The sequence below is a fragment of the Polynucleobacter sp. AP-Nickl1-40-C4 genome, assembly GCF_035012665.1.
Taxonomy (GTDB): Bacteria; Pseudomonadota; Gammaproteobacteria; order Burkholderiales; family Burkholderiaceae; genus Polynucleobacter.
Genome location: NZ_JAYGQR010000001.1, coordinates 59062 through 85689 on the forward strand (window position 1 = coordinate 59062; position 26628 = coordinate 85689).

At 46.0% G+C, this 26628-nt stretch carries 21 protein-coding genes and 1 other RNA gene; 7 read left to right on the plus strand and 15 right to left on the minus strand.

Features of this window, described 5'->3' with window-relative positions; genetic code table 11:
- The 7 genes from VC182_RS00200 to dnaX all read right to left on the minus strand — a co-directional run bounded on the left by VC182_RS00200 (window position 1) and on the right by dnaX (window position 10404).
- Window positions 1-3078: a CusA/CzcA family heavy metal efflux RND transporter gene (locus tag VC182_RS00200; protein ID WP_323484146.1), complete on the minus strand. Its 3078-nt coding sequence runs from the start codon at window positions 3076-3078 to the stop codon at window positions 1-3.
- A complete protein-coding gene (locus VC182_RS00205; protein ID WP_216157030.1) occupies window positions 3079-4338 on the minus strand; it encodes an efflux RND transporter periplasmic adaptor subunit in 1260 nt (419 codons plus the stop codon). It lies immediately after the preceding gene.
- Between the two features lie 9 nt (window positions 4339-4347).
- The gene (locus tag VC182_RS00210; protein WP_072582159.1) at window positions 4348-5865 is read right to left on the minus strand and encodes a TolC family protein; all 1518 of its coding nucleotides are present in this window, start codon (window positions 5863-5865) and stop codon (window positions 4348-4350) included.
- Window positions 5866-6050: 185 nt separating this feature from the next.
- On the minus strand, window positions 6051-7466 hold the full coding sequence (locus VC182_RS00215; RefSeq protein WP_323484147.1) for a carbohydrate porin: 1416 nt from the start codon (window positions 7464-7466) through the stop codon (window positions 6051-6053).
- 243 nt (window positions 7467-7709) lie between these two features.
- On the minus strand, window positions 7710-8324 hold the full coding sequence (gene recR, locus VC182_RS00220) for a recombination mediator RecR (protein ID WP_072582157.1): 615 nt from the start codon (window positions 8322-8324) through the stop codon (window positions 7710-7712).
- 33 nt (window positions 8325-8357) lie between these two features.
- Window positions 8358-8681: a YbaB/EbfC family nucleoid-associated protein gene (locus tag VC182_RS00225; RefSeq protein WP_323484148.1), complete on the minus strand. Its 324-nt coding sequence runs from the start codon at window positions 8679-8681 to the stop codon at window positions 8358-8360.
- A gap of 52 nt (window positions 8682-8733) precedes the next feature.
- Window positions 8734-10404, minus strand: coding sequence for a DNA polymerase III subunit gamma/tau (gene dnaX / locus VC182_RS00230; RefSeq protein WP_323484149.1), 1671 nt, complete (start codon window positions 10402-10404; stop codon window positions 8734-8736).
- 32 nt (window positions 10405-10436) lie between these two features.
- On the opposite strand from dnaX, the gene ffs reads away from it, so the two are divergent.
- Window positions 10437-10535: signal recognition particle sRNA small type (ffs, locus tag VC182_RS00235), an RNA gene on the plus strand.
- A 287-nt stretch (window positions 10536-10822) separates the two neighbouring features.
- On the opposite strand, the gene VC182_RS00240 is transcribed toward ffs, so the two are convergent.
- On the minus strand, window positions 10823-11812 hold the full coding sequence (locus tag VC182_RS00240; protein WP_323484150.1) for a sulfurtransferase: 990 nt from the start codon (window positions 11810-11812) through the stop codon (window positions 10823-10825).
- A gap of 185 nt (window positions 11813-11997) precedes the next feature.
- On the opposite strand from VC182_RS00240, the gene VC182_RS00245 reads away from it, so the two are divergent.
- The 3 genes from VC182_RS00245 to VC182_RS00255 all read left to right on the plus strand — a co-directional run bounded on the left by VC182_RS00245 (window position 11998) and on the right by VC182_RS00255 (window position 13413).
- Window positions 11998-12657 carry a putative quorum-sensing-regulated virulence factor gene (locus tag VC182_RS00245; RefSeq protein WP_323484151.1) on the plus strand — a complete coding sequence of 220 codons (660 nt, stop codon included), beginning with the start codon at window positions 11998-12000 and terminating at the stop codon, window positions 12655-12657.
- A gap of 370 nt (window positions 12658-13027) precedes the next feature.
- Window positions 13028-13129, plus strand: coding sequence for a type II toxin-antitoxin system RelE/ParE family toxin (locus tag VC182_RS00250; protein ID WP_323484367.1), 102 nt, complete (start codon window positions 13028-13030; stop codon window positions 13127-13129).
- Window positions 13126-13413: an XRE family transcriptional regulator gene (locus tag VC182_RS00255; RefSeq protein WP_072582152.1), complete on the plus strand. Its 288-nt coding sequence runs from the start codon at window positions 13126-13128 to the stop codon at window positions 13411-13413. The genes VC182_RS00250 and VC182_RS00255 overlap by 4 nt, the downstream gene beginning before the upstream one ends.
- Before the next feature lie 64 nt (window positions 13414-13477).
- Here VC182_RS00255 and VC182_RS00260 read toward each other — a convergent pair whose 3' ends face one another.
- The 3 genes from VC182_RS00260 to VC182_RS00270 all read right to left on the minus strand — a co-directional run bounded on the left by VC182_RS00260 (window position 13478) and on the right by VC182_RS00270 (window position 15486).
- A complete protein-coding gene (locus VC182_RS00260; protein WP_255407106.1) occupies window positions 13478-13609 on the minus strand; it encodes a hypothetical protein in 132 nt (43 codons plus the stop codon).
- 64 nt (window positions 13610-13673) lie between these two features.
- The gene (locus tag VC182_RS00265; RefSeq protein WP_323484152.1) at window positions 13674-14984 is read right to left on the minus strand and encodes a Y-family DNA polymerase; all 1311 of its coding nucleotides are present in this window, start codon (window positions 14982-14984) and stop codon (window positions 13674-13676) included.
- A 1-nt stretch (window position 14985) separates the two neighbouring features.
- On the minus strand, window positions 14986-15486 hold the full coding sequence (locus VC182_RS00270) for a translesion error-prone DNA polymerase V autoproteolytic subunit (RefSeq protein WP_323484153.1): 501 nt from the start codon (window positions 15484-15486) through the stop codon (window positions 14986-14988).
- Window positions 15487-15713: 227 nt separating this feature from the next.
- On the opposite strand from VC182_RS00270, the gene VC182_RS00275 reads away from it, so the two are divergent.
- Both VC182_RS00275 and VC182_RS00280 read left to right on the plus strand, forming a co-directional pair.
- Complete coding sequence (locus VC182_RS00275) at window positions 15714-16781, plus strand: tartrate dehydrogenase (RefSeq protein WP_072582149.1); 1068 nt, start codon at window positions 15714-15716, stop codon at window positions 16779-16781.
- Window positions 16778-17740: a tripartite tricarboxylate transporter substrate binding protein gene (locus VC182_RS00280; RefSeq protein ID WP_323484154.1), complete on the plus strand. Its 963-nt coding sequence runs from the start codon at window positions 16778-16780 to the stop codon at window positions 17738-17740. The genes VC182_RS00275 and VC182_RS00280 overlap by 4 nt, the downstream gene beginning before the upstream one ends.
- A gap of 205 nt (window positions 17741-17945) precedes the next feature.
- Here VC182_RS00280 and VC182_RS00285 read toward each other — a convergent pair whose 3' ends face one another.
- Together VC182_RS00285 and VC182_RS00290 are read right to left on the minus strand one after the other, a co-directional pair.
- Window positions 17946-18449 (minus strand): DUF1993 domain-containing protein, encoded by a 504-nt coding sequence (locus VC182_RS00285; RefSeq protein ID WP_072582147.1) that lies wholly within the window; start codon window positions 18447-18449, stop codon window positions 17946-17948.
- Between the two features lie 28 nt (window positions 18450-18477).
- The gene (locus tag VC182_RS00290) at window positions 18478-19299 is read right to left on the minus strand and encodes a tetratricopeptide repeat protein (RefSeq protein WP_323484155.1); all 822 of its coding nucleotides are present in this window, start codon (window positions 19297-19299) and stop codon (window positions 18478-18480) included.
- Window positions 19300-19767: 468 nt separating this feature from the next.
- On the opposite strand from VC182_RS00290, the gene VC182_RS00295 reads away from it, so the two are divergent.
- Window positions 19768-20115, plus strand: coding sequence for a BrnA antitoxin family protein (locus VC182_RS00295; RefSeq protein ID WP_215321817.1), 348 nt, complete (start codon window positions 19768-19770; stop codon window positions 20113-20115).
- A 4-nt stretch (window positions 20116-20119) separates the two neighbouring features.
- Here VC182_RS00295 and VC182_RS00300 read toward each other — a convergent pair whose 3' ends face one another.
- Window positions 20120-23653, minus strand: coding sequence for a UvrD-helicase domain-containing protein (locus tag VC182_RS00300; protein ID WP_323484156.1), 3534 nt, complete (start codon window positions 23651-23653; stop codon window positions 20120-20122).
- Entirely contained in the window at window positions 23650-26616 is a 2967-nt protein-coding gene (locus VC182_RS00305; protein ID WP_323484157.1) for a PD-(D/E)XK nuclease family protein, read from the minus strand. Before VC182_RS00305 ends, VC182_RS00300 begins: the two co-directional genes overlap by 4 nt.
- Between the last annotated feature and the right edge of the window lie 12 nt (window positions 26617-26628).

Consider the following 26628-nt stretch of genomic DNA (forward strand, 5'->3'; position numbering starts at 1 on the left):
TTAAACGAGTCCTGGTTTGTGTTTGCCACGCGCTCTCATTGCTGCGTAGATCACTGGCAATACTAGTAAAGTCAAAATAGTTGTGGTGATCATTCCGCCTACAATCACAAGGGCCAATGGACGCTGCGCTTCCGAACCAATTGCATGTGACAGCGCTGCCGGCAAGAGACCAAGGCCAGCTAGCATCGCGGTCATCAGAACAGGGCGCACTCTCAAGGCAGCCCCATCAACCATCGCATCTTTCATAGCGCCATGCTCTTGCGCAACAGTTTTATTGATATAAGAAATCAAAATCACGCCATCCTGAATCGCAATACCAAATAACGATAAGAATCCAAACAAGGCAGAAATGCTTAAAGTCTCACCGCCAAGATGCAATGCGATAATGCCGCCGATAGCCGCAAAAGGTACGTTAATCAGAACAATGATGGCATCACGGAAGTTGCCTAGAGCAGTCACTAGCAGCAAGAAAATTGCCACCAGTGTTAATGGAATAATGACCATCAGCTTTTGCTGCGCAGCCTTCATTTGATTGAATTGGCCATCCCATGCAATAGAGTAATTGGCGGGTAATGCCACATTCTTCTCCACTAAATATTTAGCATCCTCTACGGCACTCCCAAGATCACGATCACGCACACTAAAAATCACAGCAATATAGCGTTTCCCAGCTTCGCGGTAAATAAAGAATGGGCCATCAGTTAATTCAACATTGGCGACCATACCCAAAGGTACCCTGGCACCTGAAGGGGTATCAATCAGTAAATTAGCAATATCGGGTAAATCGTTTCGGCTTGACTCATTTAAACGCACCGCAATACCAAAAGTTTTTTCATCTTCCAAGAAATTACTAACTGGTGCCCCACCAATGGCATTCGCCACTACAGTCTGAACATCTCCGACATTTACACCATATCGCGCCGCTCGCTCACGATCGATTTGAATATTCAAGGTTGGCTGACCAAGCTCCCTCAAAATACTTTCGTCCTCAATACCGCGTACTTTTTTAAGCTGATCAATAACTTCATGAGCTTTAGTATTCAGAATATTCAGATCGGTACCAAAAATCTTTACCGAGTTCTCACCCTTGACACCCGACAAAGCCTCATTCACGTTGTCTTGAATATATTGAGAGAAGCTAAAGGAAACTCCAGGAATACGATTGAGCTCACCCTGTAAACGTTTCAAGAGGTCGGCTTTTGTGGTGCCCTTAGGCATCGCTTCTGGGGATTTCAGATACAAACCATACTCTTGATTAAATACCCCGGTAGAGTCAGTACCATCATCAGGGCGCCCAATTTGGGCGGCAACATGGTCTATCTCAGGCTGCCTTGTAAAGGTTTCTCGCAGCTGATTGGCTATGCTAATGGAATAGTCCAAATCTACTGTATTGGGCAAGACAACCCGCAACCAAATATTGTTTTCCTCAAGAGTAGGCAAGAATGCCGTACCCAAACGGGTAGCGCTTATTAAAGTAATCCCCAACACCAAAATAGATATCGTAATTACATGCCGAGGATGATCCATGAGACGTCTAAGTAATGGCTTATAGCGACTGAGTATCCAAGTAATAAATTTTGGTGGCTCATGGTGGAAGTTTTCACCAAACGAATATGAAATCGCCGCCGGCAAGAATGTCAGACTCAAAATAATCGAGGCAATTAACGCAAAGCCCATGGTGAAGGCCATGGGCTTAAAAATAATTCCCTCAACTCCACCCATTAAAAATAAGGGGGAATAAGCAACAATAATGATGCTGGTGGAATACACCATGGCCCTTTGTACTTCGGCAGTGGCCAAAATAATGCTTTGGTTTAAGCGTTTTCCGCCATCTTCTAGATGGCGCATAACGTTTTCAGTGATGATCACTGCAGCATCTACAATCACGCCAAAGTCAATGGCTCCTAAAGAAATTAGATTAGCTGGTACGTTAAACACGTACATCATGATGAAAGAGAAACACAGTGCCAGCGGAATGACAACTGCAACTACTGCGGCGGCCCTAAAATTTCCTAAGAAGATATACAGCAATATCAAGACCATAGAGATGCCAAAGAACATCGTATGCTTTACTGTGCCGACAGTAATATCTAATAGCACCTGACGATCATAGAATGTCTTGACTTCAATGCCAGGAGGCAATACATGGGCATTGATTGTGGTAATTTTTTCACGCACTCGCGCCAAGACTTCGGAGGCATTCTCGCCGCGACGCAAATAGACGATTCCTTCTACTGAGTCAGGATTTTCGTCAAACTGGAACAAGCCCAAACGTGGTGCATTGCCAATTTCTACCGTTGCTACATCACCAATACGAACGGGCACGCCATTATTAACAGCAATCACTACGCGCCTAATATCATCTAAATTCTTTAGCAAGCCGACACCGCGTACAACAAACTGCTGTTCACCACTTGGCAAAACACCGCCGCCAGTATTGTCATTAGCCTTTGTTAAGGCATCAATTAGCTGCGCCACAGTAATATTTTTAGATTGCAGGCTCTCTGGGCGAACAATCACGTTGTACTGCCGTACCTTCCCCCCAAAGGAAGAAACGTCTGCGATTCCCGGTGTTTGTTTGAGCTCTTTATAGATCTCATAGTTCTGCAAAGTCTTTAGTCGGGTTGGAGACGCATAGTCAGACTTAACTTGGTAACGCAAGATCTCGCCAGTAGCATCCGAATCAGGACTCACACTTGAACTCACGCCCGGGGGGAAAGTCACATTTCCCAAGTTGGAAATAAAGATTTGGCGTACTTTAAAAGGATCTGCGTTGTCATTAAATTTGAGCGTGACAACAGAAAGACCAAAGAGAGATACCGAGCGGAATGCCTTAACTCCGGGAATGCCAGCGAGTGCATTTTCTACTGGAATAGTCACCTGCTGCTCTACTTCGGTTGTACTTCTTCCAGGCCATTGGGAGATCGCTTGGATGGTGAGCGGCGCTACACCAGGGTAAGGCTGAATAGGCAATTGCTTGAGACTATATCCGCCCATGCACAATAAAACAAAAGAAGCGAAGAGGATGAGAACACGTTTATCTAAAACGCTCCTTAGAAAGTTCGTTGCGAAACTCAATTACTCCTCCTGCTTCGCAAAACGATCATTTAACAAGACCGCGCCATCCGTTAATACTTGCATACCAGGCTCAACACCTTCGGTCACCGCAAATTGTTTGCCATCAAGATCGAAACCTTTGACCACAAAACGTCTAAAAGTATCCGGAGCCGTTCTGATAATGACATAACGCATCTCGCGAACCCGCACAATAGCAGTCTGTGGCAAAACGACAGCCTGCGATGAGCCAACCTGTAGCTTGCCTGAAGCAAACATATCCGGACGCAATAAACCATCGGAATTATCAACATCACAACGAATCACTAAAGCCCTGGTATCCGGATCAATAGTAGGCGCAATAAAATTAGTTTTAGCAGTGAATACTTTGTCCGGATAGGCTTCAGTACGCAAAATAATGGTTTGACCTTTTTGAATCTTGGCAATATCTTGCTCGTATACGTTACCCAAGAACCATAAGGCCTTCGGATCCGCCAAGGTGGCCAAAACATCGCCAATGTTGGCAAAAGCACCAGGCTCTACTGCACGCTTCACTACCACGCCATCAATTGGTGATCGCACCACTAAGTTGGTTTGCGTTTTACCAGTCTTTTCTAGGAAATGAATGTCGCCATCACCGGCACCTAAATTACGAATGCGGTTGGCAGCAGCCTCTTGTGTAATACGAGAATCCGACAATAAATCACCGATCGCTTTATTATTCTCTAGAATCTTCGTAGTCTTAGAGGACAGTAGATATTCTTGCTGAGCAGAAATAAAATCTGGGCTATACATCTCCAAAACAGGAGAGCCCACTTTTACTTGCGCACCATCAAAGGCGTCAATCCGCTCAACCCGTCCAGCAGCTCGAGCCGAGAGCACTTTCGATTTTTCAGCATTAAACGTCAAACGACCAGGCATAGCTAACTCAACTGGAACATCCGATTTAATGGCCTCGGTAAATACATAAACATCTGGATTTAAATTGAGACCTGGGAGCTTTAACTCCATCGCACCAGACGACTCCACCTTTAATGACTTATCATTTTTTTCAAGCTTGACTGGACGGTTCACATTGACAAATAGCCCTATCACAATGCCCAGCATCAAAATTGAAATACAAATGATCACTAAACGCAGTCGAGCGCGCGTCTCTGGTGGTAGCGCCCAATAGGAGCGATGGATATTATTTGTATTCGCATCAATGCGCGCTACAAATTGATCTTTTAGCTTATGCGCTTCTGCAAGAGCTCGCTGGTAAATGGCAATCAGTTTATGCTTCAAAACAACTCCTTAAAAAGGTTCTTTACCGGCCGTAGCCAATAAAACAGCTTGCGCTTGCAATAAATTACTCTCCGCAAGAGCCAGCTGAATTTCCAAGCCGCGTAATTGCGTTTGTGCTGTTAACAAATCATTGAACCCTTGGCCATTATTGGAATACTGAGTTAATCCGACCTTGTATGCTGCATCAGCCTGAGGTACTTGCCTATCCCTGAGAAAGTTTGCCGCAGTTCTGGCTTGCTCATAAGAAGCGTAAGCTGAGTTCACAGCCAGCACGATCTGTTGACGATTAGAAATATCGCTTGCCTCAGCAGAAGCTTGATTGCGGATCGCTTGTTCCACCCCGTATTTCTCCTTGGTAAAAAAGTACAAAGGAATAATGAGGTCTAACTCTAACTGGTAAAACAAGGCACCATTATTGGCTGAAAATGGTCCGCGTGGGGTATAGGAAGAACCAATCACCTGGAAATCTGGCAAGTAGGCCTTCTTCGCCAAGGTCACCCCTTTGCGAGCGGCCTCCAATTGGAGGGCAGATCCTTTTAGACTTGGGTGACTAGATTCGGCGTAATCCTCTAACTCTATCAAGGTTGGCATTGCATTCATCGAACGGCGGACATCGCCTTTGAGAACAAGCTTTTCACGTGAGTGGCGCCCCACTAAAGTATTAATGTTGTTTAACGCTACTTGTAGCTGGCGCTCTAAATTAAATTGATCTGCTTCTGCAGAACTTTGAGCAACTTGAGCATTTAAATACTCAACATAAGCAGCAGCATTATTCGCATAGCGAGCCTTCGCAACATTCTTAATCATCTCCAAACGAATCACCGACTCTTTTAGCACTTGCAACTGCTTTTGTGCAGCAAGCGCGCTGTAATACAGCGTAGATAACTGTGCACCTAACTGCAAATAGGCTGCCTCAGATTGAGCCAGCAATGCCTCTGCATTGGTATCGGCAATATCAGCAGCTAAACTCTTTTTACCTGGAAACTGAAATGGCTGAGCAATCGAAATTGAGTTATTACTACTAATTCCACCGGGGTATTGCTGAGATGGTGCATTAGCACCACCTAATGCAAATGGGGAGTTAGCCGGCATACCGGACCACACTAGACCAACCTGTGGATTAGCTGGTGCTGCAATTTGAGGCACAGTTGCTTTCGCCGATAAATACGATTCACGCAATGCGCCAAGCTGGGGATTATTGAGTTTGAGCTCACTCCAAAGTTGGCGTAAATCCATTTCTGATGAGCCAGTTGATGCGTTGTTGACATAAATCTTTGGGGTATTTTGTTTGGTAACTGGTGCAAATAGTTCCGTAGCCTTTGAGGACTTATCCTTAGCACTCAGCTGAGCACTAATTGAGGGAGGCGCAGTTAAAGATGTATCACCTGTTTGCACGCTGACACTTGCCGGCGTGATGTCATTGGTAGCGGACTGCGCAAACACAGAGCAAGCAAAAGTCGCAACTACCAAGGAAGTGATGCAGTGAGCAGCATTGAATGCGCTAATTTTGCGTGTAAGGATTAACAAATGCGGCAGCCTCTAAATCAATAAAAATGCTGTTTTTATAGCTCCAGATGCAGATTTCGACCAAATTTAAACGCGATTCTGGAGGTTTTAAGGATTATAGGGGATAAAGGATAAAAGTCGAATTATTAAAATTCTCTATGTTATTGATTCTAAATATAATAATTATGGATCGAGTCTAAAAATTCTTAGAACTCGGCATGAATCCTAAAAGACACAACATTTACAGGACCGCGAGCAGCATTGTAGGCTGGGTTCATGATGTGCTGATAGTTGAGACCCAAGAGGACATTTTGAATCACCAAAGCGTTGTAGTACACCTCACTAATTTGTTCAGGCTTATAACTAATAGACTGACTTAGACCTGCGTAAGGATAAGGGGTGTCACCAATGAAATTGGAAATTCCTCCTGCTTGTAAATAGGCTCTTCGATTAGATGAAATGCCATTGAGCATCGCAGATAGGCCTATCGTATCTTTGGCCCTACCCCAGCGCTCACCATTAATCCCCATACCAACAGATAAAGAGCTGTCGGCCTCTGCAAAAGCCATAGTTTCTGTATGGCCATCGGATGTGAATGCCCGCATGTATATACCCATGTCCTTGGTCAAGGCTTGTTCAGCATTTAAACCAATACCGGTTTTGACTTGAGCGCTATTGCGAACATTGACAATAGCTTGAGTGCCCTGAGCATTATTCACCAACAAATAATTAGTAGCGTCAGTAAATCGTGCCATAACCATGCGATTACGGTAACCTAGGACACTGACCTTACCCGGTAAGCTGCCAATACTATGCTGACGCTCTACCTCAATCTGATCACCGTAAGAATTAAAAATTTGCCAGTTCAGATCGCGCCCGTTTGGGTCTTTTGGAGCTAGCATGCGTGAGGCTCTAAAGACCCAATTATCACGATACCACTCACCCGCCAAGCCCCAGCTATAGCCGCGCGCATCGGCTGCGTAGTCATAAGATAGGTAAGTCATATTGCCCCAGTTCATAAATTGCACGCGGGGATCTTTAGCGTACCTACTGTCATCAAAAATATCTAATGTAGAAAACTGTCCTGCAGTAATCACAAATCGATTGCTGCTGACTGTTTGACCAATCTGGTTGGCATCATTTTCTAACTCGACCTTACCGCCCTCTTGGTTAATCGTTTGACGCAAGAATGCGCGAGCAGAATAAAAGTGGGCTTGTGCACCTTGTGCGCGAGTTGCCTCGCCATTGGTAGGACCACCTAAACCTGTCAATCCAGAAAAAGGCACCCCAGAAACTACTTCAGGATTGAAATAAATATCAGTATCAGAGGCGACACGTGCACCAAAAAATAGCGTCCCCGACCAGGTATAACTCATCGACTTATCGGGTAGCAAACTGTTTTGCCCCTGATAAGGGGAATTGAATGCGTTGTAGCGCTGATTAATATAGGTAGTTTGACCGTGTACGTTTACAGGCAACCCTAGGATCTCACCTTCTGTTGGCAATCCCTGAATTGCTTCTGCAAAACTCGCAATTTGGTCGGCGCCTGACCCTGCCCGCTGTGCGTACACAGAAGCAGTGACAAAACTTAACAAGAGAATGAGCAAAAGCTTGCGGGTCATTCACGATTTCTGATGAGGTTGCGGAACCTAGTGGTTATGGCAACAGATTGAAGGAAAAATCAGTGCACTCACGGCCTGGGATTGAAGCCCAAGGGCGGCGCAGCCCAAATTATCCCCAATAAGAGGCAATTTACCTAGTCTTTATGTCCTAGAGATGACAGATCAGGGAAGAATCACTGATAGATTGGGCTCGCATTAGTCTTGGGTGTGCCCTGAAAACAACTCAAGGAGCAATCAGAAGAATTAACGGCGATCCATTAAGGCGCGAGCTAAGGTGCCAGCATCCACATACTCAAGCTCTCCTCCTACTGGGATGCCTCGTGCAATACGCGTAACTTTGATGCCTTTAGCTTTAAGTACCTCGCCAATGTAATGAGCAGTAGCCTCACCTTCACTCGTGAAATTCGTAGCCAGCACCACTTCCCGAATCGACACACCAGTATCAGGGGTCTCAATGCGATTGAGTAATCGATCAAAGCCGATTTCATTTGGACCCATGCCATCGAGTGGTGAGAGACGACCCATCAATACAAAGTAGTTACCTTTAAAACTGAGCGTCTGCTCCACCATCACTTGGTCAGCAGGCGTTTCTACTATGCAAAGCAAAGAAGGATCACGGCGACCATCGGAACAAGTACCGCAAACCTGAGTTTCTGAAAAAGTATTACAACGCGCGCAGTGCCCTACTGTTTCAACTGCCTCACCCAATGATTGAGCGAGTACTGCCGCACCATTACGGTCATGCTGCAATAAATAGAACGCCATGCGCTGCGCTGACTTGGGGCCTACCCCAGGCAGAACGCGTAATGCCTCGATCAATCGACCGAGTGCATCTTGAGGTGCTTCTATGCGCGCCATTAAATATTCAGGTTCGTATTTAACAAAATTGAATTAGAACGGTAACTTAAAGCCAGGGGGCATTGGCATGCCAGCAGTGGCGCCAGACATCATCTGGGCACTTGCCGCTTCCACCTGTTTGAATGCTTCTGTGTAAGCAGTCACGACGAGGTCTTCCAACATCTCACGATCATCCATGGCGCCTGGATCAATCTGCACACGTTTGAGTTCGTATTTGCCAGAGACAGTTACTTTTACCAAGCCACCGGCAGCTTGACCAGTTACTTCCAACGCAGCCAACTCGGCTTGCGCAGTCTTCATCTTCTCTTGCATCTGCTGAGCCTGTTTCATGAGGCCAGCAAGTCCACCTTTCATCATCGCTTTATTTCCTTAGTGGTATTAATTGTGATTTATGAATATTGATATTGAATTAAAGAGGTTTCACAGAACCGCCAACTACCTTGGCACCAAACTCTTTTTCTAATTGCTGAATAAATGGATCGGCAGCAATCATTTGCTCCGCATTCATTCTTTTCTCTTGATGAATCTGGGCATCCACCTTGGCCACTGTCTTACCTTCTACTTCGCCCTTTTCAATCACGATCTTGACGGGCTTGCCAAAGTGAGCGGTGAGCGCATCAGCCAAACGACCAACAGAAGCGTCAGAAGCGAGCTGCGGCATCGGTGTGAGGATAGTTGCACGCACCCCAGCAGGTGAATCATTCCAATCTTGCAACTCTGTCTGAAATGCTAACTGCTGCACCATCCCTTTAACGGGTAACTGACGCATCAAGGCATGCCAATCAGGACGCTCGGCAGGACTGGCCAGGGAAATTTGTGCAGCTGGTGCTGACGGTGTTGACGCTGGAGTGGCAGGCGCAGATGATCTAGCAGCAGGTGCTGGTGCAGACGCTTTAGGAGCGGCCGCTATAGGACGAGCAGTATTGACTGGTGGAGCCGAGGGTGATGATGGTGCTGGAGAAGAATTACCTCCTCCACCGCTGCCTGGACGAAACGCCAACATACGCAACAGCGTCATGGCAAAGCCAGTTTGCTCATCCGGTGCCAGCGATAAATCTGGACGACTTGTAATCGTGATTTGATAGAAGAGTTGCGCTTCTTCTTTTGTGAGCTGGCCTGCCAAGCGACGAATCTCGCCTGCTTCTGGCCAATCTTCTAAAACGGATTCTGGAACAACTTGCGCTGCTGCAACTTTTTGCAACAGGCTTGAAAGATCTTGCAATGCCAATGAGAAAGACATGCTGCGCTCACCCATTTCGTTTGCGACTGCAAGAAGGCTTGCACCATCTTTAGCAATCAAGCAATCTAAAATACGGATGAGATAAGCATCATCTAATGTGCCAAGCATGCCGCGTACGGATTCTTCGCTAACTCTGCCAGCCGCATAGGCAATGGCCTGATCGGTTAGCGACAAAGCATCACGCATTGAACCTTGAGCCGCCTTGGCGAGAACACGTAAGGCATTGACTTCGCACTCCACCTTCTCAGCAGCGAGCACTTTTTCTAAATGTTCAACAATGAGCGGTACTGGCATTTGCTTGAGGTTGAACTGCAAGCAACGAGACAGAATGGTAACTGGGATCTTTTGTGGATCGGTAGTAGCTAGAATAAATTTAACGTGCTCTGGCGGCTCTTCCAAAGTTTTGAGCATGGCATTAAAGGCATGATTGGTGAGCATGTGCACCTCGTCAATCATGTAGACCTTGTAGCGCGCATTGCTGGGTGCGTAAGCTGCCTTTTCTAGGAGGGCAGCAATATCGTCAACGCCACGATTACTTGCAGCATCCATCTCTATATAGTCAACAAAGCGACCAGCATCGATTTCCATGCAAGCTGGGCATTTTCCGCAAGGCTCTGAAGTCATCTTGCCGGAACCATCAGACCCCGTGCAATTGAGGGCTTTAGCCATAATTCGGGCAATCGTGGTCTTACCTACTCCACGGGTACCCGTAAAGAGCCATGCGTGGTGCAGGCGACCCTGATCCAAAGCATGGGTTAAGGCCTTAACCACATGGTCTTGGCCGACTAATTCAGAGAAGGTTTTGGGGCGCCACGAACGGGCTAATGCCAATGCTGTCATGTCTTACATTCTAACAAGCTAAAATGGAATTGGATGGGCCTCCCCGCATGGTGGGTTGGATAACCTGGTCAGGTCGGGAACGAAGCAGCCAAACCCAATTTCTGCCAGTGCCGGGGGTTTGGCTCATCCACCCCCCAGGAATTCAGAAGATCTTCAGAATCCTGAAAAGTCCCCAAATTATCCAAATAATCAGCAAAACCAGAACAGTTCGCGCATCCAGAGAGATTCTGAATAACTGCAGCTGTTTATGGGAGCACTCAATAGATACGCGCAAAGCTGATCCCCTCCATGTAGAAAGATTCAGCGTAGAGGTTTTGGATGAAGATGAATAGGGAGTGCGGATGATTTAAGCGTCAGAAGAGAGCAGTCTTGGCGCAGCATTGCCTTCACCAAGAATTGGGCCTCTATTTACATTGCATCAGTTATTTTTATTTTTTAAAGCCTCTTCTAGCTGATTGATTTTGTTTTGCATTGCGGTCATCTTTGCATTAAGCGCACCAACGTTTAGGAAAGTCTCATCAGCAACTGGCGCTTTGAGGTTATTGCCCCAACCCAACCATGAGGAGTCATACACTTTGACCTTCTTAAAGCCCAAAGACTTAAGCACTGTGGCAGTCTCAGAGGCCCGCACACCACTTTGGCAATAGACCACGGTTTCTTTATCAGGATCGAGATTGGCATACAGTTTTTTTAAATCTGTTTGATTTTTTAGCGCCATGCCAGAGTTATCAGTAACTTGTTTCTTGCCTAGCTTGATCGCAGTTGCTGGGTCCTGCCAATTGTCCTCGAACGGGATATTGGTAGCATTGGGAATGTGGCCACCCCGAATCGTACGCACATCATTACCTGAGAACTCATCGGGCGTTCTGGCATCGATGAGTTGCACGGATTTCGACTGGGCGAGCTTGAGCATCTCCTCATTACTAACAACCAATTGAGGCTGCGGTACTAGCACTACCGATACTGGTGGCAAGGTTTGGCGCTCTTTTTGAATTGGCAGGCCAGCTTGTTTCCAGCCATCAATACCATCATGGTAAATCTGCGCATCTTTTCCACCAAAATAATTAATGGTGTACAGACCAAAATAAGTATATGGATTGCCGCGTGCACCATAAACCACAACATCTTTATTCACATCTAAACCAGCAGCGTTAAAAATCTTCTGAATTTGTTCTGTAGGGATGTAGTCTTCTTTATTTGGGTCACGCAATACGTTACCGATCTCACCAATATTGATTGCACCTGGGATGTGGCCATCTAAGTAACTTTTTTCATCGCGTACATCCCAAATAATCGCACCGCGAGCAATTGCCTGCTGCATCTGATCTGTTTGAATAATGGCTGTTTTTTGCTGAGCAAATGCCATGGAAAAAATGGATGTCAATACGATTGCCAGTAGTGATTTCACAATACTTCCTTGGGTTAAATATGAGTGAATAAGTGATAAATTGATGATAAACCAACACCTACCCACAGGAGATCTCCATAGAAATCGAGCAATTGATATGGTTTTGGGTATGTGTCTTTTATTCAATATCAATTGAGCAACTTAATTCGAGGCACAATAGGACGATTCAATCCCAATAGACTCCTATGCTCCAAGCCATTATTTTTGATGTAGAAGCGACCGATAAAAACGATGCAGTGATTATTGAAGCGGCCTCACTCGATGTCACCTCCCTCAATCCATTTGAAGTGGGTAATCCTTGGGTGCAACGTTATAACCCAGGCAAGCCTATCAGCCTAGGCGCACTTGCCACTCATCACATCATGGATGAGGAATTGGTCAATTGCCCCGCAAGCAGCTCCTTTCGATTGCCGGCTGGAACTAAATATCTGATTGGCCACAATATTGATTTTGATTGGGTTGCGATTGGCAGCCCTGAGGTCAAGCGCATTTGCACTTTGGCACTTGCACGCAGTCTGTGGCCTGATTTAGATAGTTACACGCAAAGCGCTCTACTCTATTACTTTGAACGCCATACTGCTAGAGACCAACTACGCAATGCGCATAGCGCCTTAGCCGATGTGTGGATCTGCTCAAAAATTGTTGCTCAGATTATCGATAAGTTACACCCCGTTTCTTTGGATGCTTTATGGGAGATGTCTGAGAAAGCCAGAATTCCAAAGACCATGCCTTATGGCAAACATAAGGGTGAGCTCATTAGCCAAGTGCCATCTGACTACAAGCAATGGTTACTACGCCAAGACAATGTTTCTGGTTACCTGCGCAAAGCTTTAGAAGCCAATTAATCAAGCCTAGTAACCCCCCATCTACCCGCCCATTTGACAGGCTAAATCTTCCTACATCAAATTCAGTAATTCCTGATGTAATATGTGTATCATTATTGGTACGCTATATGGATGAAGACCCCCATACTAGAAGTGCGTTTTTTTAAAACAGAAACAAATAACGAGCCCGTTAGAAATTGGCTTCAATTTCAGACTGTCAAGGATAAAAAGCGAATAGGTGAAGATATTAAAACAGTTCAATTTGGCTGGCCTCTTGGAATGCCTCTTGGAGTGCCTCTTGTCAGACACATTGATGGCGAAATTTGGGAGATTCGGTGCAGACTTAGTGGTGGTATTTGCGAGAGTGCTTTTTGTACTAGAAAACAACATCATGATATTGATTCATGGATTTATCAAGAAACAGCAAAAGACACCCAAGCAAGATTTAGATTTAGCAAAAACTAGAGTAAAGCAGTTAAGGAGATCGGTATGAAGAAAAAGCATATTGGCAGCAATTTTGATGAATTCTTAAAAGAAGAATCCCTGCTCGAACACTCAACTGCCGTAGCAGTAAAACGTATCATAGCCTGGCAAATTGAGCGTGAAATGGAGAAACAACAAATCACCAAGACCTCTATGGCTAAGAAAATGCATACCAGTCGCGCAGCTTTAAATCGCCTGCTTGATGAAAGCGACACCAGCCTCACATTAATTACACTGGCCAGTGCAGCGACTGCCCTGGGAAAGAGAATTAAGCTTGAACTAAAGGCTGCCTAAAAAGAATAAGGGAATAAGGAATCCGTGATTTCCTTATTCCCCTTCCAGGCCTACTGCTTGTTCTTTACTGATATTTACGATTAAAGACTTGTTTTGTTGCGCTTTCATGACGCTTAGTATTTTTCAATACGGCGCAGTAAGACAAAACCATGATGGCTACGAGAGAAATTCCGTTGAAGTTGTTTAGTAAGTCCATTTGCTTCTCCTCTTTATGCGTTGTTACGTGTTATTGATTAAGTGCTTTTTTGTTGCTGAATTCTTTATCTAACTACCGGTAACTCATCCCACTTAGTCGTATAGTTCGGCGACCGATTGTTTGATCTCATCTGCCACTCTTCTTTAGTGCCGTTGGTTCCTGCGGCTGCAGATCTGATGAATGCATTGCCAAAGCGCGTATTGATCTCATCCACCGCTTTCATGAGGTGTGCTGATTTGCCTTTAGTTTCGATATCCTCAAACAAGGATTGCTGAGCTGTTGGCTTATCACTAATGAGATTCAGAATGACCCCGGCCTTCTTGTAGCGGAAGTTCGCTTGATAGATTTGCTTAAGACCTACCAAGGCTGCATTGGTTAAGGTCAGCGTGTTATCCGTTGGATCCGCCAATGGAATCGTGACGCTTTGGTGATACTGTGGCTCATTTTGCTTAAACGGATTGGTCTGGATAAATACGGTGAGCGCGCCCGTAGTGCTATTTTGGGTTCTGAGCTTTTCAGCTGCTCGGGCTACATGGGTAGCAACGGATTCCGCAAGCTCTACCTGACTAGTAACCAACTTTCCAAAACTGCGTGAAGCAATGATTTGTTGCTTGGCTGGCGCCACTTCCTCTAACTGCAGGCAGGATGTACCACGTAACTCATAACAGAGACGCTCCATCACTACGCCAAACTGTTGACGCATTGCTTGTGGTGAGGCTTGCAAAAGATCAAATACACTCTGAATGTTTTGAGCTTTGAGTTTCTTGGCGATTTGTTTACCTACACCCCACACCTCACCTACTTCGGTCTCGCTCATCCACTGGTAGAGCTCTTCTTTAACCATCGCATTGACATCGCACACACCAACAAACTGCTTATGTTTTTTAGCTAAATGATTGGCGAGCTTTGCCAAGGTCTTACTAGCGCCAATGCCTACACAGACTGGTAAGCCGGTAGTGTCTTTAACTTGCTGTTTGATCTTTTGACCTAATTCAATCGTGTCTTGATACTGTTTTAAGATGGTCTCGATTTGCAAGAAGCTCTCGTCAATGCTGTAAACCTCTAGGTTTGGCGTGAATGCTCTCAGCACCTCAACTACACGACTACTCATGTCGCCATACAAGGTGTAATTAGACGAGTAAGCCTGAATACCATGCTGCTTGGCCAAGTCCTTCATCTGAAACCAGGGTGTTCCCATCTTGACGCCAAGCGCTTTGACTTCAGCACTACGTGCTACAGCGCAGCCATCATTATTGGATAGCACGACCATCGGCACCTCTTCTAACTTAGGCTGGAATACGCGCTCGCAAGAAACATAGAAATTATTTACATCTACGAGTGCGAAGAGTGGATTTGAAGTGTTTTGTGTATTCATCTCACTTGCCCTCTTTGTTGTATCTGGTGCTGGCATTGCTGTACTTACGTACCACCCCAACCACTATACCCCAGATTTGTAGCTCACTGCCTTCATTAAAGGTGATGGCTTGATAGTTTGGATTCTCTGGTTGGAGCTCAATACGACCACGCAACTGATAAAGGCGCTTGATGGTGTACTCGCTATCAACCACCGCGACTACGATGTCTTTATGTTTTGGCTTAAGGGCTTTATCAACAACGACCTTGTCGCCATCGCAAATCCCCGCGCCCAACATGGAGTCTCCCTTCACGGTGAACATGAAGGTGGCTGGCTTGTTCTGGACGAGGTAATGATTCAGATCGAGGCCGTCTTCGGCGTAATCTGCCGCTGGACTAGGGAATCCAGCTGACATCCGATGGCTTAGGAGCTTGAGCTCATAGGCAGCAAAATGGCCTGCCAAGGCTTGTGGCGCCTGACTCAGGGTTACTTTTGCGGGGTTCATTACTTGCGTCATAGTCATTAATATACTGTATGTTTATACAGTATATGTAAAAACCGCAAAAATGGCCTTATTTTTGTTGTTTTGGGGCTATGGACTCACTCCCGCCCCCTCTTTTCCCCCTCTTTCTCTAGCCATAAACCCCGAGTGTCTCATGGTTGTATTGGGGCCAAGGAATTGCATAATGATCCCAGAAGTTACTGTGCAAGTGATCCAGTAGCTCATATAAAAAGAACAGTAGGAGACATATGAAGACGTATCAGATTGCGTCCGTCCCAGGCGACGGCATTGGCAAAGAAGTCATCCCAGAATGCGAGAAGGTATTGAATGCCTTAAGCAAAAAACATCCTGAAGTCGCTTTCCAATTTGAGCACTTTGATTGGGGTGGCGATTACTACCGCAAGCACGGCATCATGATGCCCGAGGACGGTCTCGAACCTTTGCGCTCTAAAGATGCGATTTTGTTCGGCTCAGCTGGCGACCCTAAGATTCCAGATCACATTACTTTGTGGGGCTTGCGTCTCAAAATTTGTCAGGGCTTTGATCAATACGCAAACGTACGCCCTACGCGCATTCTTCCTGGCATTGAAACGCCACTACGTAATTGCAAACCAGATCAGCTGGATTGGGTGATCGTGCGCGAGAACTCTGAAGGCGAATACTCTGGTGTAGGTGGCCGAGCACACCAGGGTCACCCCATCGAAGTAGCTTCAGATATGAGCATCATGACTCGCGTTGGAGTAGAACGCGTACAGCGCTTCGCCTTTAAGTTAGCGCAGTCACGCCCTCGCAAACACCTCACCGTCATCACTAAATCTAATGCGCAGCGCCATGGCATGGTGATGTGGGACGAGATCGCCACCATCGTTGCTAAAGATTTTCCGGATGTCACTTGGGACAAAGAGTTGGTTGATGCCGCTACTGCGCGCATGGTCAATCGCCCCGAATCTTTAGACACCATCGTTGCTACTAACTTACATGCAGACGTACTCAGTGATTTGGCAGCTGCATTAGCCGGTAGCCTAGGTATTGCACCAACTGCCAATCTGGATCCAGAGCGTCGCTATCCATCCATGTTTGAGCCGATTCATGGTTCTGCTTTTGACATTATGGGCAAAGGTCTTGCCAATCCAATTGGCACCTTCTGGTCAGCAGTGATGATGCTCGACTTCCTGGGTGAAAAAGCGCTCGGTGCAAAGTTAATGGCAGCCATTGAAAAAGTGACAGCCAATCCAAAGTTACATACTCGTGATTTAGGCGGCACGGCCATGATGAGTGATGTTACTAATGCAGTCATTGAGGAGATTTCTAAATGAGGCTATTTAAATTACTAAGTAGATTGCTGAGTATTGGCCTAATCTCACTTGGCTTGCTATCTGGCGCGCATGCTCAACCTTTCCCCGATAGAACCATTCAGTACATCATCCCCTTCCCTGCTGCTGGCGAGTCTGATTTAGTAGCGCGCTATCAAGCCGACATCTCAGCTAAGAAATTCAAGCAGCCGATGGTGGTTATGAACCGCGCTGGTGCTGGTGGCGCATTGGTATGGAGCACTATGAATACCTATCCCGCTGACGGTACAACGGTAGTGGGCGTGAATATCCCCCACACTATCTTGCAGCCGCTACAGGAGGGGATTCAGTACAAGACCGAAGATATTAATGCGATCTACTACTACCACTTCACCCCTGATGCTTTGATGGTGTCTGCGGATAGTCCCTACAAGACCTATCAAGAATTTATTGCGGCCGCCAAAAAAGATCCTGGCAAGATGACGCTTGCTGGATCTGCACAGTTCTCAGCCAACCACATGGCAGTCGAGCGCCTCAATAAACTGGCTGGCGTCAAAATTACTTACGTTCCCTTTAAAGGTACGGGTGATTTGATTACCGCCTTGATTGGGATGCACGTTGATGGCGCGATGGGTTATCTACCTTTGGCTATTCAGCAAAAAGGTAAGGTGCGCACACTGGCAATCGCTACCGAGAAACGTAATCCCGCTCTACCAGACGTGCCAACCTTTAAAGAACTGGGATTGAACTGGGTAGACGGCGCCTATCGTGGCGTTGCCGTGCCCAAAGCAACCCCGCTGGTATTGCAGCAAAAGATGTCTGACTACTTCGCACAGCTCAATGCCGATCCCGAGACTAAAAAGAAATTGGAAGATGCTGGCTTTGTGATTGTGGATATTCCATTGGCAAAGATGCCGGCATTCATGAAAGAGAAAACGGCTCAAGCCATGGATGATGCCAAGAATGCCGGGATGATTAAGTAAGGCTTTAACATCCTTAAATAAAAAAACCACCATATCGGTGGTTTTTTTATAGGTCATTACTTTCCGCTCTAGCAAAAAGCAAAAGCGAGAATTGCCGGATCGTCTAGAAAAGCATTGGATAGGTAAACACTGGCTCGGAAGAGCCAAGGGTTTACTGTCTCAACGATTTGTGAAAAATATTCCATGATTATATTGTAAGGACTATTTAGCCACCTAGGTAATCGGACTTACCAACCTCTACCCCGTTATGGCGCAGGATGTCATAAGCCGTAGTGATATGGAAATAAAAATTAGGGATGATCCAGGTCAGCAGATATTGCTCGCCAACAAACTCAAAGTTCCACTCTTTAATTGAGAACTTAATTTCTTTTGCTTCAGTGCCATCAACCTGCTCTGGCTTGAGACTATTGGCAAAAGCAATGGTTTTAGCGATACGGTCTTGTAGCTGGTCAAAAGTAGTTTCGTTATCTTCAAATTTCAGTGGCTCAACACCGGCCAGACGCGCCATGCCATTTTTCACTTGATCACAAGCAATTTGAACTTGCTTGGATAGTGGAAACATATCTGGGGCAAGACGGCCTTCCACCAATGCTTTGCTATCGAGACCCTTAGCACTCGCAAATGCTTCACCCTTTTTGAGGATATTCGAAAGATTGGTGAGCATCTTTGTGAGTTGCGGAATTGATGCTTGATACATTGAAATTGCCATAGTGCTCTCTCCACCTTCTTAGTTATTCTTACACGTCGCTCATAAAATCACCACCGCCATCATCCCAAGAGCTCGAACCACCATCATCCCAAGAGCTTGCATCATTGACGCCAAAGTTGGCAGCATCTGGTGCTTGACCGCCTACTTGGTTAAAGTCGTTATTGAGGTTTGGATTTGGGCGTTGATTACCGCCCATTAAATGACTTGCCAAAGCTTCACCAGCAACCATACCAGCACCGAGTGCTGCACCAGTCGCTAAGCTGCCCATTAAACCACCGCCCATGCCAGATGCTGGTGCGCCTGGGTAACTAGGCGGATAGGTGCCAGGCGCTCCTGGTACCCCTGGATATGGTCCATTTGCAGTCAGCGCGTTATAAACCTCCACTGGCTGCTGGCGCTTCCTCATAAAGAAGATTACGCCCGCAACCAAGATGGCAATCAAGATCCAAAAAACTGGGCTAGTAAAGATGGAGCTTGCACCCGCATTAGTATTAACGTTGCCTGGTGCTGTACCTGCACGTAATTGCGCTTGGAGCCTTTGTACAGAATCAGGTTGAGCAAATGGTAAACCTGGTGCCAGATTTTCTGCTTGTACAAAAGCGCTTCTTGCAGCATCTAACTTACCTTCTTTGAGGTAAAGCTCAGAAGCCATGTAATGTGCCTTGCCGCTATTAGGATGATTTTTCAAGACCTCTTGCATCATGGCATCCGCTTTTGCCAATTGCCCAGATTCAATTGCTTGATAGACCTCGGGCAAAGTAGCTTCTGCAAAAGCAAGATGACCCGTTAGTAATAGCGCGCTTGCGAATAGACCAACAAACAACTTGAGTAAATTACCCATTTTCATCATGACTCCTCGTGAAATGTTTTGCTGGGAATTTCATTATCGCCAGTTTAGACATTTTTGCTATTCATGATCTATATGGGGGCTTTTACGGGAAATTCAAGGGCATGACCACCCCCTTCACACCCCTTGCTACCCTCTTCTTTAGATTGAAATTCCCATAATTTTTGTAGTTATATTAATTCATTGATGTTATGATTTAACGTAACTACAATATTTCCGATGAAATTCACCTATGATTCGGTAAAAAATGACTCAAACCTTGTAAAACATGGCCTTCCGCTCTCAGATGCAAAGATACTTGATTGGGATACAGCCTTTACCTGGATCGATGAAAGAAAGAATTGCGGTGAAGAAAGACGGATTGCTTGGTGTTAATGAATGAACGCCTGTATTGCGTGATTTATGTAGAGTCAAAAATAGCGATGAGAATTATTAGTTTAAGAAAAGCAAATAACCGTGAGATGAAAATCTATGAAGAAGAAGCTAATTAGACTGAGTGCCGAAGAGGATGCCGCAATTACTAAGGCCGCCTTATCTGACCCCGATAACCCGCCTATCACGGAAGAAGAGTGGAATGCGATTAAACACAGAGTCGTTCGCGGCAGGGGAAGACCTGTGGGTAGCGGGATTAAAGAACAAGTTACCCTAAGGATTGATAAGGATGTTTTAGATTTTTATAAATCCAAAGGTGAAGGTTGGCAAACATTTATCAACCAAGTGCTTGGCGAAGTAAAAAGAGAATCTAAATCCATCTTGATGGTTGAAAAGAAGTTAAACAAGGGGACCTTGATCGCCAATAAATTCAAGGTAGCTGCTTAACACCCTACTTCACTTCTACCATCTCGCCTTTTGATGAAATCAAATAAGCCTTGTTTGGCTTGTCTTTTCTGATGCGCGTAAGTTCAGCTTGGTAGCCCTGTAATTGCTTGCGATACTTTTCATATTTCTCGCTACCCACTTCTGGGATAGTCAGCTTGTAATCGATGATGGCCAGATGGTCGGCAAGCTCCACCAAGCGATCCATGCGATAGCTCTTACCATCTTCACTAGCGATATCGAGCTCATTCCAAGCTTGTAGCCATTCGCCTGAGGCAAGATAGCGCTTAAGTTCGGGAGCCTCTAGTACTGTTTTTGTCCGAGCGATCAGCGTTTTTGCATGCTCCTCATCTACCCCCAGCCAATTCATCAGCTCTTGCTCGCTTGGCATGGGTGGCCTTGTTTCATTGCTGGAATCTGGGGTGAGGAACTCGAGCAATTTATGGAAGTTCGTACCTTCTTCCAAAATTTCTGGGTCGGGATCTTCTACCCGTTCGCCCTCGCCTGCAAATACTTCAACTGTGACGCCGCTTTCAATATCAGACAGCATTTGTATATGACTTTCTTGCGCGGGATTCCAGTCCAAGACAAAATCCTCGACCGCGTTTTCTTTACTAGATTTTATAGCCTCAGTCTCTTCTGTGACTGCAGCCTGATGATTGACCTGATATACAGTCAACCCTGCATTGCTCGCCTTCCCATACCAAGAGGCTTTATCTAAGCCACTAGGATTGTTGGCAGTTGGTTTTTGAGCATCACCACTAATCCATAAACCTTGTCGCGCACGGGTCATTGCAACATAGAGCAAGTTCCAGTTTTCTTTTTCACCAATTTGCTTCTCTGCTTCATTGATTTCGCTACGTGGGCTTGTCAATGTTTTGGATGTAAACATCGATAGATGCGATGGCCCCTCTTCTTGCGGAGACCAGTCTATCAATACTCCACTGTAATCCACATTGGTATCGGTATTATTTGCATCGAGAATAATGACAAAGGGTGATTCCAAGCCCTTGGCACCATGAATAGTCATCAAGCGCACACGCTTATGGCGATCCTCTTCTGACATCTCACTCTCTTCATCTACATCAGCCAAGTTCTCATCACTTGCCGCATCTACATCACCTTCATCGGGAGTTTCATCGTCATCCCCGCGGCGCTTAATATTGATTTCCTGAATAAAGCGACTCAAGCTTGGGTATTGACCACCGTCTTGATTAAGTGCCACTTCTAAAAAGGCATCTAAATTTGCCAAGACCTGAGGTCGATCGAGGTCCTGACAGACCGCAGCGTACTTCAAGCGCACATCACCCTCTTGGTAAATACGATCAAGCAGGTCATGCACTGGCAAGCGCTCACCTAAAAGATGCCAATGCTTTAAATAACGCGCAGCTACTTGTAGTTTGACATCCCTACTGTCTTGTAATGCATCCCACCAGGAGCGGTAATGGCCAGAAGTCATCGCCACTGCCAATTGCTGCATTTGTTTTTCTGTAAAACCAAAAATCGGGGTTCTGAGCACCTGCGCTAATGGCAAGTCATGGCGAGGGGTTACTAATACAGTCAGCAAAGCAATCAGGTCGTCTATCTCAAGAGTATTGAGTAGACCGCCTAGGCGAGGACTCTCATAGGCAAGCTTCACATCACGCAAAGCCCTTTCGTATTGGGGTAGATATTTACGGCGCTTGACGAGTAATAAAAAATCACTCGCCCTGGCGTCTCGCCATATTTCCTTGCCACCTTCTTTATCGGCAACTTTTCGGGTTGCAATCACTTCTTGAATGAGACGTGCTACTAACTCACCCTCATACTGGCGCTGAATTACTCCAACAGTTTCACTTGAATCCGCAATGGCACCATCAAAAGCGCTACCTTCTCGCAACTCTTGAGTCTGTTCCACATAAGGAATCAGCGGTAGTAAATAAATTTCGCCTTGTTGGGCATAAACGTCGGAGGGCTTGCCCTCAACAGGAGCAGTCCAAAGCGTTTGCTGTTCTGAGTATGGGTAATCGGGGGGAACTTGCTCACCCTGAAAGATTACATTTACTGCTTTATTGATTTCACCTGCATTACGGCGCGTTTTATCCTGTTCAATGTAAACGGCGGCATGGTATTGATGCAAAAACTGGGCTGCACTTACAAATAATCTCGGATCAGCGCGACGGAAGCGATAAATCGACTGCTTGGGATCACCCACAATAAAGACTTTTGGTCTCTCATCACCTTCGCTATAACCCGCCAACCAAGCTAGCAGAATTTGCCATTGCAGCGGATTGGTATCCTGAAACTCATCAACCAATATTTGCTTATATTTAGCATCCAAGCGAGATTGAAGGTAGGCAGCATTAGCGGCATCGCTCATCAGCAAACTGACACCAAGCTCTAAGTCATCGAAATCACGCACGCGCATATTTTCTTTTTGAGCGTTGGCGTGCGCCATCATGGATTGATTTAGAGCAAACCAGGCCTCATTGATTGCAAAGATATCCTGCTCTGCTTGCCATAGCAGATATTCCTCAAAAGCATGGCCCCAATTTTGCTTAATGGCGATGTGCTCATCAATACGATGAGCCTCACCCACCCGCTCAAGATATTTCTTCGCTTCACCTAAAGCCTTGTCGTTACTGCTACGGTATTTGGGCTCCTTGGTTAAGAAAGTGGTTTGAAAATTAACCGCAACCTCAAGCACATCGCCAGCATTCTCTTTGCAGGCGATTGCAGGAAGCAAGTATTTCAGAAGATCACTATCTTTTACGCTGCTATTTTCAAAACAGCGTGCTAAAAACTGTAAGTCTGCCAGCGCATTAGGCGCATTCCACTGAGCTAGCAATGGATTGGGTAGATTCAGCTTATTTAGAGATTGCTTCAAGCGCTCTATTGGGGTGATACCCGCTTGATCGCATTGCTTCGCAAAGAAAGTCCATGCACCCCTTTGTTTAAAGAGGCTACCTTTACCCATTAAAAGTTTTTGGGTTTCATGTGAGCCCAAATGATTCAGCAAAACGTCGTAATGCGCTTTCAATTCTGGAGTGAGATCTCCCCACCAATCATCAAGACATTCCTCTTGCAGTCGCTTAGCATCTTCACGCAACTTAAACCCTGGCTGAATGCCCATTGATACTGGAGCTGCGCCCAGTAACCTGCCAAACCAACCATGAAAGGTATCAATCACAATTGGTTGTGGGTTTGCCAGCACCTGCTCATAAAGTGCTTTAGCCTTGGGCAGATATTTTTCGGCCTGCTCTTTTTCTATACCCCGAGCGGTTAACTCTTTCATCAAAGAGACATCGTCACTTTTTGAAAATTGTTCAAGCAATCCATATAGGCGGTCACGCATTTCTTGTGCCGCTTTGCGTGTAAACGTGAGTGCGAGTATCTCTTGTGGCTTTACATCATCGAGCAACAGCCGCACCATCCGGGCCACCAATAACCAAGTCTTGCCACTGCCTGCGCAAGCCGACACAATGACCGAACGCTGTGGATCACAAGCAAGCCTCTCTGAATAGGGTTGCTTTTCTGGAAGCGTATTCATTCGATTGCTCACCAAATCCCCTTCCTGCAAATGCCTCTTGCTTCGCAGTATTGACATACCCCTTCTGGAGCGAATGCTTGCATGGGCTTTTTAGCCCAAAGCTGCTCTACGTCTTCTGTAATTTGCTCGGAAAACTGTTGCATTATTTCCGGCATATAAACCACCTCTTGGCTGCGCAGTGCTTTTTGCTCACCCTTAGAAACATCCGCCTTCAAGGCCACCCATTCGGCTTGCTGCACCCGATGTCCAGTCAGCTTATGGCTTTCTTGACCTTCATTGGCGGCCCGTGCGTAGATCAATAGCTGTGGATCATCCAGAATATGCTCAGCCCTTACTTTGACTCTCTCAAAACGTTGATTTTTATAGTCAATCACTGAGGCAAGCTTGTTGTTATCTACATTGATGTCATAACGATCGGCATACCCCTCAATACGAATGATCTTAGGATTGCCATCCACATCCTTAAATGGCAAATCAAAGCCAACTTTGACTTCGCCATCGAAATATTGCCAACCTGCTAACTCACGTTGCAACTGCCAATCTACAAAACTAGGAATTTGTTTTTGCCAATCTCTTAACGCGCCCATCACTCTTGCATCACCCTCAATCAAAGAAGCAAACTCTTGCTCTGAATAAACACTTAAGACTTGTTCCATCCAAGCACGTCTTTGATCTAAATTGGATTTCAGCGCAGGATTAGTATGTTCTTGAGTTTTGAGTGCTTGATAGAAGCGCTTGAGCAATTTATGCAATGTCTGTCCGGCCAACGAGGCGTCAAAGCCTTCATCAAACTCTTTGTTCTTACGTAAGCCTAATAGACTGCGCACATAGTAACGATATGGGCAATCTCGCAGAGCCTTATAGGCGCTGGGACTCATTGACAGCGGCATTGGTAGATCTTCTTCAAAATGCGCAACCGCCATCTCCATGGGCCTCGGTTCAAAAGCACGTTTTTTCAATTGAGCTGGAATGGCTTCCCACTTAACTAGATTTTGCAAACGCTGTATCCATGCCGATGGTCTGAGCGGTTCTCCATTATTACTTTTGCTTTGCCAGAGCAAATCAACACTGGGACATGACACTAGCAATTGCGAAAGATCTCTAGCTTGCTGCACAAACTGCATCGCTATCGTTGAGGTCTTTAACAGCTGATTAAGCGCGTCTGAGAAAAATAATAGTGGCTCTGAATAAGCTGGCAACTGCTGCTCATCGCAACCCACAACAACCACTGCTTCAAAGTCACGCATACGTGTAGAGCTCAAAGGCAAAATGCTCAGTGTGGCTTTGGCTTCTTTACCAGCTTCTTGATAGCTTGCGCCTTCAATAACTGTTTTAAGCAAACTAAGCCACTCACTCAAACGAATAGAGGTTTTTTGGTATTGCGTCTTACTCAAATCAAATGTCTTGAGCACTTCCAGCAATTGCTTACCGGCCGAGTCTTTTTCAAGACTCTGATCCATGCCAGTCGCTTGGAGATTAGCCTGCAACAACTGATAGGTCGTACTGCAATCAACCTTAAGCGTCAGCCACTCATGATGATGCTCTCGAGCAAACTGCAATAACTCAAATAGTGCTGCACTTGGCATCGTGCCAGAGGTTTTTGCAGCATTCGCTCGCGCGCCTTCGATAGCTAGATGAAAGGTTTTCCAACCAGACTCTGCCTTGCTACCTACTAGGATATCTTCAAGCTCTGCAATGAGTCCGATGCAGACCTCTGCATCTCGATTCAAAATCTTTCCAAGATCTAAAAAAGGATTCTGCAAAAACTCAAGCAAGGCTTTTGCACTGGGCCCATCTTTTGGCGCTTTAATAAGTTCTAACCAACTATTAAGTGCAGCTGCAGCACGCGTAGTGGATAACTTCCAACCGGTTTCATCCCGAATGTTAAGTGCTGGGCCTAATCTTGAAAGCAGTGCACGCACCCTTCTAGCCACCAAGCGATCTTGTGCAACAAGTGCCAGCTGAGTTTTGCCATCAATCAGATGTTGCTCTATTGTTTTGGCAGCAGCCCACGCAAGCTCTTCAAAGCGTTTAGCTGCAATCAGGCGCCAACTCTTGCTATGGGCTTGCCTAACATTCCTGAGCGCCTCTGCCTGCGCATCACTAGTACCAATTGTCTCTGCCCATAAACCCACATCACCCCAGCTCATCCTGGCCTCTACCACAGGAGCATATTGGGCATACTCGGCCAGCAGAGCTCCGATGATCTCTTGATCGATGGGAGTCGGATCAGCAGTCTCTACCCATATCAGAGGTCTTGCGGGATTTGCATTCTTAGCAGCTTCGAGATGAGCTGCCATTGCAAACTGATTACGAAATGCTGGATCGCTCACACTCGCGGTGTAGCGCCAAAATGTGAGCAAGACCTTGGTCTCTTGATCAACGACCTTACGCGCCATTCCTGAGTAGACTTTAGCAACGGTACTATCGAGCAAATTCTGCGCCTGACTCAGACAGATCTCGCCGAGATTACTTTGCTCACTCCGATTATTTTGAATGAATTCATGAATCTGTTTTTGCAGTTGTGGACTCACTGCAGTTGATAAGGTGTCACATGCTTCAACGATTGCTTGCGCTAGACCCCATGCACCAGATTCTGTTTCGGCTTTAAACCATGACTGCAGATCTTTGTGTTTGCGCAAAGTGGCATAGACCCCCAACCACCTCTCTAAATCACTTTGCTTCTTTGGAAATTTCCATGCGCCTGGCGCAGCTTCCAGCCAATCTGTAAAGCTGATGACTTGAGGCAAGAATGCGATGTTGCTTGGAAGATCTTTGGGTCGGTTTAATTCAAGGGCTGCTCTTACCCCGATTAATGGTCCCGCAGTACTCAGAACCACTAGGGGGCGCTGATTGGTTTGCACTGCACAATCCCAGATGCCTTTTGCCAATTGGGTAAGCGCTTGGCTATTGGGTGCAATTGCCCAAGCTTGTGGCTGCTTTTGCTCAGAAAGGGCTTGGAAAGGCTGGGGCATGAATGGAGTAAT